Consider the following 13,825-nt stretch of genomic DNA (forward strand, 5'->3'; position numbering starts at 1 on the left):
TTTGTGTGGTTATTAAGCTGAGTGATGTAGTTATGGTTCAGTTCAATTAAAAACACAATAATTTTCTCCCACTTTTTCTAAGCTCACTGATTAAGGGATGGAGCTACTTAACCTCATTCTCGCTTCGTTGATTGAAGCGGAGGTTACAAGCTTCTATGCAAAACGAAAAAGCTTAGGGAGCGCTCCCTAAGCTTTTTTTTATTTAGATTGCTTTTTGCTCACTCTCTTGTTCAGCACGTTCCATTTGCAGAGCCTCTTCATCTGTCAAACGTGTAATTGTAAAGCCTGTCCACGCATAAATAATTGATAAAATCGGCACGACAAAGTTCAATACGGCATAAGGAGCATATTCAAACGGATGAACTGCGAGCGTCGCAAAAATAAAGATCGCACACGTATTCCAAGGAACAAATACTGACGTTAAGGTCCCGCCGTCCTCTACTGCCCTTGATAGATTTTTCGGATGAAGCTTCTTCTCTTTAAAGCTTTGAACGTACATTCTACCTGGAAGAACGACTGAAATATACTGCTCAGCTGTCGTTACATTTGTAAAGAAAGCAGAAGAAACAGCCGTTGTCAGCAGTCCTTTTGATGTCTTAGCAAGCTTTAGAATTTGATCAACCATCGCTTTTAACATACCTGTATTCTCAAGCACCCCGCCAAAGGTCATCGCAACGATCGTAAGCGAGACGGTATACATCATCGCTTCAATGCCGCCGCGGTTGAACAAGCTGTCAATCATCTCATTACCTGATGCAATGCTAAAGCCGTCATTTAATGTATTAACAGCATCCCCAATTGAACCGCCTTGAATCAAAATATGAGAAAGAAATCCTAACATAACCCCGACTGTGAGCGCTGGCAAGGCCGGCACTTTCCTAGCAACAAGGAAAATAACAGCTGCAGGCACAAGTAACAGCCAAGGCGTAATTACAAAATTAGCCTGAAGGCTTGTCATCACCTCTGCCACATTACTATCAATCACACCAGAGCCAGAAAATTGTCGTCCTAAATACCAATAAACTACTAAAGCAATGACAAGTCCGGGAATGGTTGTAGCAAGCATGTGCTTAATATGTTCAAATAAATCAACACCAACAACCCCTGCTGCAAGGTTGGTTGAGTCAGATAACGGAGACATCTTGTCACCAAAGTATGCACCGGATATAATCGCTCCTGCAATCATCGGCGCAGGGATTCCCATGCTGATGCCAATTCCCATACCAGCAACCCCGATCGTTCCCATCGTTGACCATGAGCTTCCAATTGCTAAAGCAACAATGGCTGAGATAATCGTCATGGTCATTAAAAACACTTCTGGTGAAATGAGCATTAAGCCGTAATACACCATCGTCGCAATAATCCCGCCGCCAATCCATGCTCCAATAATGACACCAACAATAATGATGATGACGACAGCCGGCAGGGCAAGACGAATCCCTTTATAAATACTTGCTTCAACTTCTTTCCATGTAAAGCCCGCCCGCCACGCTATGAAAGCGGATACAACAGTCCCTAGAATAAGCGGAATATGCGGTGCTCCTTCAAATACAACAATTGTAAAACTCATTGCAGTGATCATGATTATTAGCGGTATAACAGCCAAGCCAAACGAAATCGGTTTTCTCTCTTTTTCCATATGTACTCCCCCTGCTTCTTCATATCATGCATAATCAATTGCTGTGCAGCCTTCACTATTTAGAATTATCAAACTATTACTTGCAAACTTCATGCCAAAGAAAAACATTAATCTATTAGGACTTTGATTAAATAAAAAGAGGAGTGAGGCAAAAAAAATTTTCTTTACGAAAATTTTTTTTACAAGCTTGTCAACTTCCCCTTTTCTACCAGCTTTTTTAATGTGCAAAAAATTGAGCTTTTTTGTTCTAGACTTGCCCCTTAGCAAAGGCTATTGATTGCCTGCCCCCTTGCTCAATTGATTCGACCAATTCAGTTCCGTAATTTCCTTCATTTAAGAGCCTGTTTTGTTCAACGATATCATCTAGCGGTACAATTTTCTTCGTATCGTTATCAACCATCATTTCAACTGATAGTTTCTTTAGCAAAATGTAGCGCAGATGACCTGCATACTTTTCTTTCAGTTTCACAATGCGCATCCCTTGTGCCAGCTTATCCTTTAAGCTCGGAATATTAAAAGGGTGAACCGTGCAGCAAACATACTCATACTCTGATGTACGTTCTGCCAACTCCCTCATCACTAAGGCTGCAAGGCGTTTTTGGAGACCATTGCCTCGGTAATCAGGGTGTACAATGGAGATTTCCTGATGAACAACTTTCCTTTGCTCACTAGGAGACAATCCTAGGTCCCTGCCTAGATTTTCTTCGTCATCTCCAGGAAACCATAATGCTCTAAAAGCTGTTAAGCTGCCTTTTACAAACACTCCAAGGATCAGACCATCCCCTCTCAAGATCGCTTTGAACTCCTCCTCACTTAGAGGCTGCAAATGTTCTTTATTCTCTAAAGTATCCAAAACAACTTGCTGAACTTCTAAGATGACATTCAAGTCTTCCCTAGTTAACCTTCTAACTTGATAGGTTTCTTTTGTCTGATCCCTTCCATTCATTAGTTCGCCTTTATACATACGAAATTCTCCCCTTATGAAAATAAGCCAAGCGAACACTTGGCTCATTTTCTTTTTCATTTCTTACACCCATCCTCTAAACTTAGAAGCTTCTGCCATCTTTCTTACTCCTACCATATATGCAGCAAGTCGTGTATCAACTTGATGTCTTTGGGCTGTGTCTAGCACATTGTTAAATGCTTTAACCATTTTATCTTTTAATTTACCTAAAACTTCTTCTTCTGACCAGTAGTAACCGAGATTATTTTGTACCCATTCAAAATAGGAGACAGTCACTCCTCCAGAACTAGCAAGAACATCCGGTACGAGAAGAACTCCTCTTTTTGATAGAATTTCTGTTGCCTCGAGCGTTGTCGGACCGTTTGCTGCTTCTACGACAATTTTAGCTTTAATTGCATTCGCATTTTCTTCTGTAATTTGATTGGCGATCGCTGCTGGAACTAAAATATCACATTCCCGTTCAAGCAGCTCTTGGTTTGTAATTGTTCGCTTAAATAATGTCGTTACTGTACCAAAGGAATCACGCTTAGAAAGTAAATACTCAATATCCAAGCCATTCTCATCATAAAGAGCCCCATATGCATCGGAGATCCCTACTACATTCGCTCCTCTTTGATGAAGAATTTCCGCCAAGAAACCTCCTGCATTTCCAAAGCCTTGAATAATCACTTTTGCTCCTTCAAGATCAAGAGCTTTTTTCTTTGCAGCTTCTTCTATACAAATCGTCACGCCCATAGCAGTGGCCGTTTCCCTTCCATGAGAACCGCCAAGGACCAACGGTTTTCCTGTAATAAATCCAGGGGAATCAAATTCGCGGATACGACTGTATTCGTCCATCATCCATGCCATAATTTGTGAATTTGTAAACACATCTGGCGCTGGGATATCTTTCGTTGGTCCGACAACCTGGCTGATTGCTCTGACATATCCTCGAGATAACCTTTCAAGCTCAGGGAACGACATTGTACGCGGATCACAAACAATGCCCCCTTTGCCTCCCCCATAGGGAACATCAACAATTCCGCATTTTAAGCTCATCCAGATTGATAAAGCCTTCACTTCATTTTCAGTCACTTCTGGATGAAAGCGCACACCGCCTTTTGTAGGTCCTACCGCGTCATTATGTTGAGAGCGGTACCCTGTGAACACTTTGACCTCCCCATTGTCTAACTTAATCGGTATGCGCACTGTAAGCATACGCTGCGGCTCTTTGAGCAATTCATACATTTCCTCACCGTAACCTAGATTAGACAATGCCTGATCAATGACCTGCTGTGTTGAAGCTAATACATCTTTCTTTACAATCCTTGCTACCGACTCCACTTTACCCAATCATCTCACCCCACTAATATATTAAAAATACTTTATTGCAACTCTAGTTGATTTCTCTTACTTACCTCATTGCAATCATCATGCCAACTCTATGACTCGAAACAAATACCTGCTCCCCCCTGTTTAATTGAAAAAATAGTATCTCTATGGAAAAAACTTTTAAGAGCGACAAATAATTTTTCGTTTTATATTGAAAATTGAAAATTTAATTTGCTGAATACACTCTTCTTCGCTTAAGATATAAAAAAACGAATTTTTCCACGAGGTGAGCGTGTTGGAACAATACGAGCAAATAAGAAAGCAGCTAACCATTTATGAAACATTAATCAATGAAATCGATGCTGGTATTCATGTCATTGATGAATACGGAAAAACAATTATTTACAACGACAAAATGATGGAAATAGAATCACTTTCAAGAGAAGACGTGCTTAATAAAGACTTTTTAGATATCTTCAAATTTAAAGACAAGCAAGGAAGCACCCTGCTTGAGGCGTTGCACCATCAAAAAGTCTCTGCCCATAAAAAGCAAACCTATTTCACTAAAGGCGGCAAAGAGATTACGACCATGAATAGAACGTTTCCAATCTATGACGGAGAAAACATAATTGGAGCGATGGAAGTGGCAAAGGATGTAACTAAGCTTGAACAGTTAATCAGAAGGAATATGGAGCAAAAGGGAAATACACGCTACACCTTTGACAGCATTATAGGCGGGAGTCAGGCTATAAGTGAGGTGATCGAACATACTAAACGAGCGACAAGAACTCCTTCTTCCGTTCTGATCGTCGGTGAAACGGGGACAGGAAAGGAGCTTTTTGCTCAAAGTATTCATAACGGCAGTGATCGTACGCAAAGACCGTTTATATCTCAAAACTGTGCAGCCATGCCTGATACGCTGATTGAGAGCATATTATTTGGCACAAGTAAGGGAGCATTTACAGGAGCGACAGAAAAGATCGGTCTGTTTGAACAAGCTGAGGGCGGGACATTGCTTCTAGATGAGATCAACTCCCTTAGCCCTGCCCTTCAAGCCAAACTGCTTCGTGCCATTCAAGAGAAGTCAATAAGAAGAATCGGCGATACGATTGATCGAAAAGTAAATGTACGGATTATCTCTACAATTAACGAAGATCCAATCGAAGCGATTGCCGAAAATCGTCTTCGAAAAGATTTATTTTACCGGTTAAGCGTGGTTTCCTTATTTATTCCAGCCTTAAGAGAGCGAAAAGAAGATATTCCATTACTCGTAGAATCCTTTATTGGCAAGTATAATCAGCTTTTTCGAATGGATGTTTCAGGAGTGACAGATGAGGTTCAGGAAATATTTCAGCAATATGATTGGCCTGGGAATGTGCGTGAGCTTGAACATATTATTGAAGGGGCGATGAATTTAGTCATCGACGAAGAATGGATCGATGTTTGCCACCTGCCTTACAATCTTAAAAATAAAACGCACCTTCTTAAGCAAAAGGTGACATCCTCTGAACGTGCAGCACCTAGCTTTAACGTTCAGGCCGAACCACATCACTTAAAAGATTATTTACATGAAGCGGAAAGATACTACATAAATAAAGCGCTAGAAAAGCATAAATACCATAAAACCAATGCTGCAAGCGAACTCGGACTTAGCCGGCAAACCTTGCAATACCGGATGAAGCGTTTAAATATTGAGTAACGAAAGAGGTTCAGTGATCTTTCTAAAGCTATTTAACATAAAGTGCCTCAAACATGGGTTATAGCATAGTCACCGCTACTGAAATATACTTCGCTTTCCGCGTGGAGCTGGTGAGCTTCCTCGGGCTAAAGCCCTGTGGGATCTCACTCCTGCTCTAGTCTACACAGGAGTCTACGCATATTTCATCCGCTACATTATTGCTTAGTTGAGGTATTTAGTGGGATGATTTAGTTAGGGTTCAGATCATTTCAATTTAACATTGCTGTTATCCATCGCCTCATTTGATCAGGTGTCAGAACAGCTGCTTACGTTGAGGGAGCAACTAAACTCCATTCTCGCACCGATGATTGAAGCGGAAGGGACTCGACTCCTGCGGGATGTGCGCGGCCAGGGAAGACCCCACAGGAGCGTATGTACTGCACCCCTATTGTTGGACACCTCAATCAACAATAGGAGGTGCCTTCATCAATGACCACGTTCACCAAGGAATATAAACTTCAAGTGGCTAAACGTTATCTAAATGAAATCATCAGTTATCGAGAACTTGCAAATCAAGTGGGCGTAGATGATTCGACGCTGCGATATTGGGTGATGTTAGTTCGCTATCATGGGGATCAAGCTTTTACCTTTCCCTATACAAACTATTCAGCTGCCTTTAAACTGAAAGTAATTCAATTTATGACCGAAGAGAATTACTCCATTCGAGAGGCATCAGCCATTTTTCATATTCCCGTTCCATGTATGCTTCGCAGATGGAAGAAAAAGTGGGAAACAGCTGGAGAAGATGCCCTTGAACCAAGAGAAAAGGGGCTTTCTACAATGACTTCTAATCAGAATAAAAACAAGGGCAACAGCGACTCTTCAACCCAATCGATAGAAGAGATGAAAAGAGAACTGGAACACCTGCGTATGGAGAATGCGTATTTAAAAAAGCTGAAAGCCTTAGTTCAGGAAAAACAATCACCAACAAAATCAAAGCGAAAGTAGTATATGAACTAAGGAACGAATTCCCGGTGATTCGAATGTTAAAGATAGCCAAGATGCCTAGAAGCACTTACTATAACCTTGTAAAAAAATGGAGCGAACCAGATCCTGATCGAAAATGGAAAAGAAGAATTGCATTCATTTACCATAAGCACTTTGGTCGATATGGCTATCGTCGTATTACAGACATAAAGGAGAAGTTGGAAAAGCAGCTCCAAACATCCTAAACCGTAACTTTAGAGCCGAGAAGCCTAATCAAAAGTGGGTGACAGACATTACGGAATTTAAATTGTTTGGACAGAAGCTCTATCTGTCTCCACTATTTGACCTGTTTAACGGCGAACTGATAACCTATACGCTCCAATCAAGACCAACGTATGATTTGGTCGATACGATGTTGGACCAAGGGTTAAAGCACCTAAATAAAGGCGATGATCTCTTGATTCATTCTGATCAAGGTTGGCACTATCGAATGGCCCCTTACGTAAGGAAACTGAAAGAACATAACATCACACAAAGTATGTCTCGAAAAGGCAACTGTCACGATAATTCTGTCATGGAAAACTTTTTTGGAATCCTGAAATCGGAGTTCCTTTATTTAAACGAATTTGATAGTATTGAACACTTCAAAGAAGAGTTAGAACAATACATCTATTACTACAACCATGTGAGAATTAAATCAAGATTGAACCGGAAAAGTCCAGTAGCTTATCGACTCAGTACCCAAAAAGCTGCTTAAAAAAGTGTCCAACTTTATGGGTCCAGTGCACATAGCGACGAGGAGGCTTCTGTGCCGCGCCCGTGGAAAGCGTGTGCCTGCAACGTAAATGTAAATCAACACTACTATGCAAGGCAAAAAACACCGCTTCTCACTAGAAGCGGTGTTTCCGTTATAGTTCTAATACTTGCGGCTCTTCGCCAGCATTCATTAATCTGATCATAGAAGGCTTGATCTCTAAGACAATATAAGACGGATCCTCTGGTCCATCAAACCATTTGCTAAAAGAGTCACTCCAAATCTTCTTCTTCAGCTCAGAAGAGTCACGAATCACAGCTGTTCCTTCTACTTCCACATACTTATCTCCTAGCCCTTCTCCTTCATACCCTAAAAGAATATGCACATTCGGGTTTTCCTCAATTTCTTCCGCTTTATGAGTATCTTTGTCTGTCGGTGTAAAAAGGGTAAAGTCTTCGTTAAAGAATGACATATAACGCGAGTGCGGCTTATTATTTTTGACAGTCGCTAACGTACCAATCTTTTGGTTTTTCAACACATCGAGAACTTTGTCTTTTAACTCTTGTTCATTCATTCTATACATCCCCTTTAAATAGATTGTACAAGTAGTATTCCTTTCCTGCTGGCTACTTAAACACCTATTTAGTATGGGACAGCGGACTCGTTCTATTCTTTAAACAGAAAATAATCCTGTGTACCAGTCTCAATGAACCCAACAGACGTATAAAGCTTTAGTGCACGAGGATTTTCTAGAGCCACTTCAAGATGAACCTGGCGTCCTTTATTACTCTCCCGCTCCACTACTTGCTGCAGTACACTTCTGCCAATGCCTTTTCCTTGCAAAGGTGGTGTCACGACAAAGCCATAAATCCAAGATTCATTACCTTCATCGACTATACGGAGTTTACCAGCCTTATCTTTACCGGCATAAATAATGTAGGTCCCCTCTTCAACGCCTGACTTATACATCGAACCCGCTTCTGTCTCGCTCATCTCAAAACCTAGAGCGTCCATTTTAATAATATAAGCTAGGTCCGTATCACTTGCTTCTAATAGAGTCACATCACCCGTTACTGCTGTTTTCATCTTGTTAGGATGCCATTTCATCTGGTGTTCAGAAAATGAGTAAGCTGTCGGCAGGCTCCTAGCAAAGCTTTGTCCGGACACGGATTTGGCTGGAGCATTTAATAAAATATGATTAATTCCAGCAGCCCTTAATTGAGCCACCGCTTCTAAGGTGAGCCTTGTAGCATGGCCCTTTCTACGTTCTGTTGGCTTGACCATGCCGCATACTTCCGCTTTGTTCCCGAAACGATAAGTCCCGACAAAAGCAATCAGCTCACCCTTGTCATAATAAAAAAAATCGTGCTGCGCTTCTTCTCTTTTTTGAAGCATATCCCAATTTAACTTTAATTTGATCTCATCATGTTTCTCTACTTCTTCTTGTAATGCTTTAACGTCTTGTAATGTTTTTTTTCCTAGCATTTCGCATCCTCCAACATCGGTGATGCTTATTCCATTCGCTCTTTATTGGAGGAATCCTTTATGGGCATATGAAAAAGCACGAAGGCAAATCGCCTCCGTGCTTTTTCGTGTCCTAGTATAAATGTGTCTTTATACTACCTCAAGTTTACTCCCTCTTTCCAAAAAGCTCAAGTGGGCAGTTCAGTGTTCAAAAATCGTTCATACTTCATCTAAATTTACTATTTACAAGAAAGAAATTATTCTTCTCCGCTTAACAGCGCCTCATGGAGTTCTTTGTCAGAGTGATTCCACATTGCTTCATTGTGTGATTTCAAGAAATCAGCAAGAATTTTTTTGGATTTTTGATCCATATCATCGACAAGAATTTTACCCTTTAATGACTTATCCATTTTATTCACATGTTCTGGCAGACTCTTATATCCGCGACGGATTTCTGTATCCACTGTCATCTCACAGCCCGCTACTCCTGCATAATACGGCTTGCTGTCTTTATATTGAATCGTCACCCATACAAGCCAGTACAGTTTCCCGTTTGGCACTTTTTCTTTATCAGGGAGAAATTTGATTCGTTTTTCTACTGCAGAACGAGCGTGAAGTGCCCCCATGTCTACAAAAGCTTCACCTTCAGCAGGATCAACGAAAATTGGCGAGACATTGTCCAAATTCATGACCCCGGCCCCGTATCCGCCATGACCTGAAGTAGAGTCTCCGCTTAAAATATTAAATCCGCCCGTCTTCTTTTTGAGATTGTCATTATTTAATAAATCCATTATCCAACATCCTTTCGTAGAAAAATCCTACTTTTGCTGCGTTCATTATTCTACCCTCATTATACACAATCCTCGTTTGTTCGGAAAATGTTTGCTAAAATGAATGTATCAACACATTACAAGTATGTATACATAAAAGGAGCGAATCATATGCCAATCGTAACCGTACAATTACTTGAAGGACGGTCTGATGACCAAAAACGTGCATTAGTTGAGAAAGTCACTGACGCTGTTTCTGAAACAACAGGAGCGCCTGCTGAACGAATCTCTGTCATTATCGATGAGATGAAGCCAACGAATTTTGCTGTTAACGGTAAGCGTCCTTCCGATCAATAATAAAAAGGTCTGAATCACCGTTAAATAAGGTGTTCAGACCTTTTTTCTATCTTACGTTTCTAAATATATTAATTGCAAATAAAATCACCGCAATAACTACCATTACACCTCCGACTCCGATAAATGAAGCAAATGTTTGATTTCCTGTCAGCACCGTGAGAAATAAGCAAACCATCATAATCGGCAGCCCGATATTATGAAGCCAAAAATGAATTTTGCCGAGCATGCTTTTACCCGCTTTAGGATACATTACATACAAAATCCCCGCCAATGTCATCGAGGTCCACCCAAGCAGATTGACATGTGCATGCGTGCCTGTAAATTGAAAGTTATAAGTCATCGACATATACATCCCAAGCAATGTCCCAATTACAAAATAAACAACCGAGATCTTAATAAAACGTACGCCCATTCTACCACCCCCTCCTTTTGACTCATATGAATGTATGAGATAAAAAGGAGAAACATACTACAAATTTTGGTAATAGACACTTAAATAAAACAGCCAGGCAGCTAATTTCCTGCTGCCTGGCTGTGTATACTATTGCTTTATGGCCTTTTTTAGCCCTTCAATATACGTATAAGCTTGCTCAAAATCCTCATCTGTGTAATTTTGCTTACGTTTTAACGTTTGAACCTTTTCTTTTACTTCCTCTCGTGTTAACTCTTCAAAATACAGCAATGTAGAAACGAGCTCTAGGAAGCGTGCACTTTGCTCGTTTAAACTTTCAAAAACCGGTTTCACATCCGGTAAGTCAAACTGATACATACTCAGAAACTTTTCCCCGCGCGAAGACAGGGCGTATCTGTATTGATAGTAATTACCTTTATCTTCTTTTATTTCAGCAACAAAGCCAAGGTTGCAAAGTTCCTCCATTCGAAGAGAAAGCTCCTCTGAATAGGGTCCGAACATATGAAATTTATAACGTTCTGAGAATGGGATATTCATTTTCTTAGCAATATAAATAATCTTTTGCAGCTTCTTCCGTCCAACTACTTCACCAGCTTGCAAAAAGACCGCCATGACTTTCGCGTGGTCTTGTAACAACCGTCACGCCCCCTTATTTCTTTAAAATCCGAAGAATCCGCTCTTTTACCTCTTTATGTTCACGCACGTCCTCTAAGCAGTCGAGCGGAAAATACAATTTATGATCTGTTCGTTTTTTGCCGGAAATGGCTTCGACTACATCCGACTCACGAGAAAGCTCGCGGATCTTTCCATTTGGCAATACGAGATGGATCGGCAGCCTCTCCTCTTCTTCACCCGGACGATAGAAGTCATACGGAAGATCAGAGGAGGAATCAACGACTAAATAGTAATCAGGATTAAGATCTGCTTTTCTGAACAGCTCTTGCAGCTCCGGCCAGTCATTCATACGTTGATTTGGGTCAAATTCGACATATTTGAACAGACGTCTATTTAGGAATCTTACACAAAGATCACGTAAAATGCGATCCTCTTCTTCCTGCCAAATTTGAAAATAATAAAGGGTTATCGCCTCATCTAATCGTAAATAATCGTCCAAGCTCCCTTTTCCATGAAAGAAAGAATAAAAATGTTCAGGCTTTTGCTTAAACTCGTAACCATTGAGATGGAGCTCCTTTGCGCGCTTGAAAATTTTGCTTAAAATCACTTCAGCGCTGCGAGTAACAGGGTGGAAATATACTTGCCAATACATTTGATAGCGACTCATAATATAGTCTTCTACCGCATGCATGCCGCTCTGTTTGATCACTACTTGGTCTTCCATCGGACGCATGACCCTAAGTATTCTCTCCATATCAAAATGACCGTAGCTGACACCTGTATAATACGCATCCCTCTGCAAATAATCCATACGATCAGCATCAATCTGACTGGAGATGATACTCGTAATTAACTTGTTTGAGTATGTTTTTTCGATGACATCGGCCACAGCTTGCGGAAAATCAGCACTTACATTTGTGAGCACTTCATTAATTTCAGTATCGCCTAAAATAATTTCTCGCGTCCATTCTTCATGATCCATGTCAAAGACCTTTTCAAAGGAATGTGAAAAAGGGCCGTGGCCTACATCATGAAGGAGTGCGGCTGACAGCGTTAAGAGACGGTCTTCGTCTTTCCAATGTGGACGGCCGTGAAAGACGTCTAAAATCCTTCTCGTAATCTCATATACGCCTAAAGAATGATTAAACCGCGTGTGCTCTGCCCCGTGAAATGTCACATAGGTTGTGCCTAGCTGACGAATTCTTCTAAGCCTTTGAAATTCCTTCGTGCCGATTAAAGCCCAAATTAGTTCATCACGCACATGGATATAGCGATGCACAGGGTCTTTAAACACTTTTTCCTCTTCAAGCTGCCCGTAAAATGGTGTCGTCATGGTTTAAACCTCTCCCAATCACTCATGTATAGTGCCTCTATTATAACGAAAGAACTATGCGATGTCTCTTCTCTAGAGAGGATTTACACCAATATTACAGAAGCACAAGGGGACTTACCCCTTTTTCTAAATCCTTATCCAATACCCTTATTTTCATGTTTAAAACACCAAAAAAGTACGCAGCATCGGGCCGCGTACTTTTTTGTTTAATCTTTTTGTACCTATCTTATGCTTCCACACTAGACTCTTTTTGAACCTTCGTATGCTTTTCTTCTGTACGATCAACAACAACCGCACAAGAGGCATCACCTGTAATATTTACAGCTGTACGCAGCATATCAAGGATACGGTCAACAGCTAATACAAGCGCAATTCCTTCAACAGGAAGGCCGACAGATGTTAATACCATCGCAAGCATAATCATACCTACACCAGGCACACCAGCCGTACCGATACTTGCAAGTGTTGCCGTAAGAACAATTGTTAACAAGTCACCCATTGACAGCTGCACTGCATACACCTGAGCAATGAACACGGTCGCCACAGCTTGCATAATCGCTGTACCATCCATGTTAATCGTTGCTCCAAGCGGCTGAACGAAACTTGAAACCGGCTTAGATACTCCTAACCTCTCCTGTGCCGTTTTCATTGAAAGCGGCAGGGTTGCACTACTGCTTGATGTACTAAAAGCAACCGTCATTGCAGGGAAGAAGTTTTTAAAGAATTGAACAGGGCTCTGCTTTCCTAGTAAAGCGACAAATCCGCCATACGTAATGACTGCGTGAATAAGCAGGCCTAAGACTACAGCAAGCATATACATAATCATCGAAGCAAGTACATCATACCCCTGCTCTCCTAAAGCAGAAGCGATTAACGCAAAGGCCCCGTATGGAGCAAGTTTCATAGCAACTGTTACAAGGTACATCATAATCTCATTACCCTGCTCCATTAACCTCATAACACCGCGTGTTTTATCACCAAGCTTGGCCATTGCAAGACCAACCAATACCGCAAATGCAATGATCTGAAGCATTTCACCTGAAGCAAGCGCTTCGATAGGGTTAGTAGGAATGATGTTTAATAATGTCTCCATTACAGGAGGTGGTTCTTCTGCTGCAAATTCCTCACCAGCTTCTCCCATCAATCCTGGGTCACCAGGCTGGATAATAAAAGCAACTGTTAAACCGATAACAAGAGCAATCGTAGTAGTTAATAAATAATAGCCGACAGTCTTACCACCAATCCGACCTAGCTTTTTAGGATCTCCCATTCCCGCTGTACCGAGAACAATCGAGAAAAATACAAGCGGCACAACGAGCATTGTAATTAATTTAAGAAAAAGCTGCCCGAGTGGTGTTAAGAAATATGCATCTACCGTTACAAAAGCTTCTGGCGCCCATGCATTAAAGGCAAGACCTACCCCCACACCCAAAATGAGGGCAATGATAATCTTTTTTGTTAAGCTCATAATAAACCATCTCCTCTCTCTTTGCTGCCAATCTATGATGTCACGTGCCTATTCTGTTGTCTTCTTACTATTG

Annotated in this window: 12 protein-coding genes and 1 pseudogene; 3 read left to right on the plus strand and 10 right to left on the minus strand. The window is 41.1% G+C overall.

From position 1 onward, the window contains the following. Positions 1-202: 202 nt before the first annotated feature. From nhaC to PQ478_RS20370, 3 genes are all read right to left on the minus strand, one after another. Positions 203-1,639, minus strand: a complete 1,437-nt coding sequence (nhaC, locus tag PQ478_RS20360; RefSeq protein WP_075681824.1) for a Na+/H+ antiporter NhaC — start codon at positions 1,637-1,639, stop codon at positions 203-205. Between the two features lie 247 nt (positions 1,640-1,886). Next, a complete protein-coding gene (locus tag PQ478_RS20365) occupies positions 1,887-2,603 on the minus strand; it encodes a GNAT family N-acetyltransferase (protein ID WP_435521090.1) in 717 nt (238 codons plus the stop codon). Positions 2,604-2,666: 63 nt separating this feature from the next. Beyond that, positions 2,667-3,935 (minus strand): Glu/Leu/Phe/Val family dehydrogenase, encoded by a 1,269-nt coding sequence (locus PQ478_RS20370; protein ID WP_289235401.1) that lies wholly within the window; start codon positions 3,933-3,935, stop codon positions 2,667-2,669. Positions 3,936-4,209: 274 nt separating this feature from the next. Between PQ478_RS20370 and PQ478_RS20375 the strand changes: the two genes are divergently transcribed. Next, positions 4,210-5,613, plus strand: coding sequence for a sigma-54 interaction domain-containing protein (locus tag PQ478_RS20375; RefSeq protein ID WP_289235402.1), 1,404 nt, complete (start codon positions 4,210-4,212; stop codon positions 5,611-5,613). A 468-nt stretch (positions 5,614-6,081) separates the two neighbouring features. Next, a pseudogene (locus tag PQ478_RS20380) lies at positions 6,082-7,336 on the plus strand (IS3 family transposase). 151 nt (positions 7,337-7,487) lie between these two features. Here the strand turns inward: PQ478_RS20380 and PQ478_RS20385 are convergent. From PQ478_RS20385 to PQ478_RS20395, 3 genes are all read right to left on the minus strand, one after another. After that, positions 7,488-7,907 carry a pyridoxamine 5'-phosphate oxidase family protein gene (locus tag PQ478_RS20385; RefSeq protein WP_022629411.1) on the minus strand — a complete coding sequence of 140 codons (420 nt, stop codon included), beginning with the start codon at positions 7,905-7,907 and terminating at the stop codon, positions 7,488-7,490. A 92-nt stretch (positions 7,908-7,999) separates the two neighbouring features. After that, the gene (locus tag PQ478_RS20390) at positions 8,000-8,818 is read right to left on the minus strand and encodes a GNAT family N-acetyltransferase (protein WP_289235403.1); all 819 of its coding nucleotides are present in this window, start codon (positions 8,816-8,818) and stop codon (positions 8,000-8,002) included. Between the two features lie 236 nt (positions 8,819-9,054). Next, on the minus strand, positions 9,055-9,588 hold the full coding sequence (locus PQ478_RS20395; RefSeq protein WP_075681816.1) for a YwhD family protein: 534 nt from the start codon (positions 9,586-9,588) through the stop codon (positions 9,055-9,057). A 99-nt stretch (positions 9,589-9,687) separates the two neighbouring features. On the opposite strand from PQ478_RS20395, the gene thmT reads away from it, so the two are divergent. Then, positions 9,688-9,924, plus strand: a complete 237-nt coding sequence (gene thmT, locus PQ478_RS20400) for a 2-hydroxymuconate tautomerase (RefSeq protein ID WP_075682145.1) — start codon at positions 9,688-9,690, stop codon at positions 9,922-9,924. A gap of 46 nt (positions 9,925-9,970) precedes the next feature. Here thmT and PQ478_RS20405 read toward each other — a convergent pair whose 3' ends face one another. The 4 genes from PQ478_RS20405 to PQ478_RS20420 all read right to left on the minus strand — a co-directional run bounded on the left by PQ478_RS20405 (position 9,971) and on the right by PQ478_RS20420 (position 13,752). Then, entirely contained in the window at positions 9,971-10,336 is a 366-nt protein-coding gene (locus PQ478_RS20405) for a cytochrome-c oxidase (RefSeq protein WP_289235404.1), read from the minus strand. A 129-nt stretch (positions 10,337-10,465) separates the two neighbouring features. Next, positions 10,466-10,972, minus strand: a complete 507-nt coding sequence (locus tag PQ478_RS20410) for a YwgA family protein (protein WP_075681812.1) — start codon at positions 10,970-10,972, stop codon at positions 10,466-10,468. A gap of 13 nt (positions 10,973-10,985) precedes the next feature. After that, positions 10,986-12,284 (minus strand): HD domain-containing protein, encoded by a 1,299-nt coding sequence (locus tag PQ478_RS20415; protein WP_289235405.1) that lies wholly within the window; start codon positions 12,282-12,284, stop codon positions 10,986-10,988. Positions 12,285-12,510: 226 nt separating this feature from the next. Continuing rightward, positions 12,511-13,752 carry a dicarboxylate/amino acid:cation symporter gene (locus PQ478_RS20420; RefSeq protein WP_289235406.1) on the minus strand — a complete coding sequence of 414 codons (1,242 nt, stop codon included), beginning with the start codon at positions 13,750-13,752 and terminating at the stop codon, positions 12,511-12,513. Between the last annotated feature and the right edge of the window lie 73 nt (positions 13,753-13,825).

The organism is Alkalihalophilus pseudofirmus, from assembly GCF_029094545.1.
In the GTDB taxonomy this organism is placed as follows: domain Bacteria; phylum Bacillota; class Bacilli; order Bacillales; family Bacillaceae_D; genus Alkalihalophilus; species Alkalihalophilus pseudofirmus.

Excerpts from the sequence above, each read along its gene's own strand:
- PQ478_RS20365 (WP_435521090.1), bottom strand. The coding sequence starts at position 2,603 with ATGTATAAAGGCGAACTAATGAATGGAAGGGATCAGACAAAAGAAACC.
- PQ478_RS20405 (WP_289235404.1), bottom strand. The coding sequence starts at position 10,336 with ATGGGCGTACGTTTTATTAAGATCTCGGTTGTTTATTTTGTAATTGGG.
- nhaC (WP_075681824.1), bottom strand. The coding sequence starts at position 1,639 with ATGGAAAAAGAGAGAAAACCGATTTCGTTTGGCTTGGCTGTTATACCG.
- thmT (WP_075682145.1), top strand. The coding sequence starts at position 9,688 with ATGAATGTATCAACACATTACAAGTATGTATACATAAAAGGAGCGAAT.
- PQ478_RS20390 (WP_289235403.1), bottom strand. The coding sequence starts at position 8,818 with ATGCTAGGAAAAAAAACATTACAAGACGTTAAAGCATTACAAGAAGAA.
- PQ478_RS20385 (WP_022629411.1), bottom strand. The coding sequence starts at position 7,907 with ATGAATGAACAAGAGTTAAAAGACAAAGTTCTCGATGTGTTGAAAAAC.
- PQ478_RS20395 (WP_075681816.1), bottom strand. The coding sequence starts at position 9,588 with ATGGATTTATTAAATAATGACAATCTCAAAAAGAAGACGGGCGGATTT.
- PQ478_RS20415 (WP_289235405.1), bottom strand. The coding sequence starts at position 12,284 with ATGACGACACCATTTTACGGGCAGCTTGAAGAGGAAAAAGTGTTTAAA.
- PQ478_RS20420 (WP_289235406.1), bottom strand. The coding sequence starts at position 13,752 with ATGAGCTTAACAAAAAAGATTATCATTGCCCTCATTTTGGGTGTGGGG.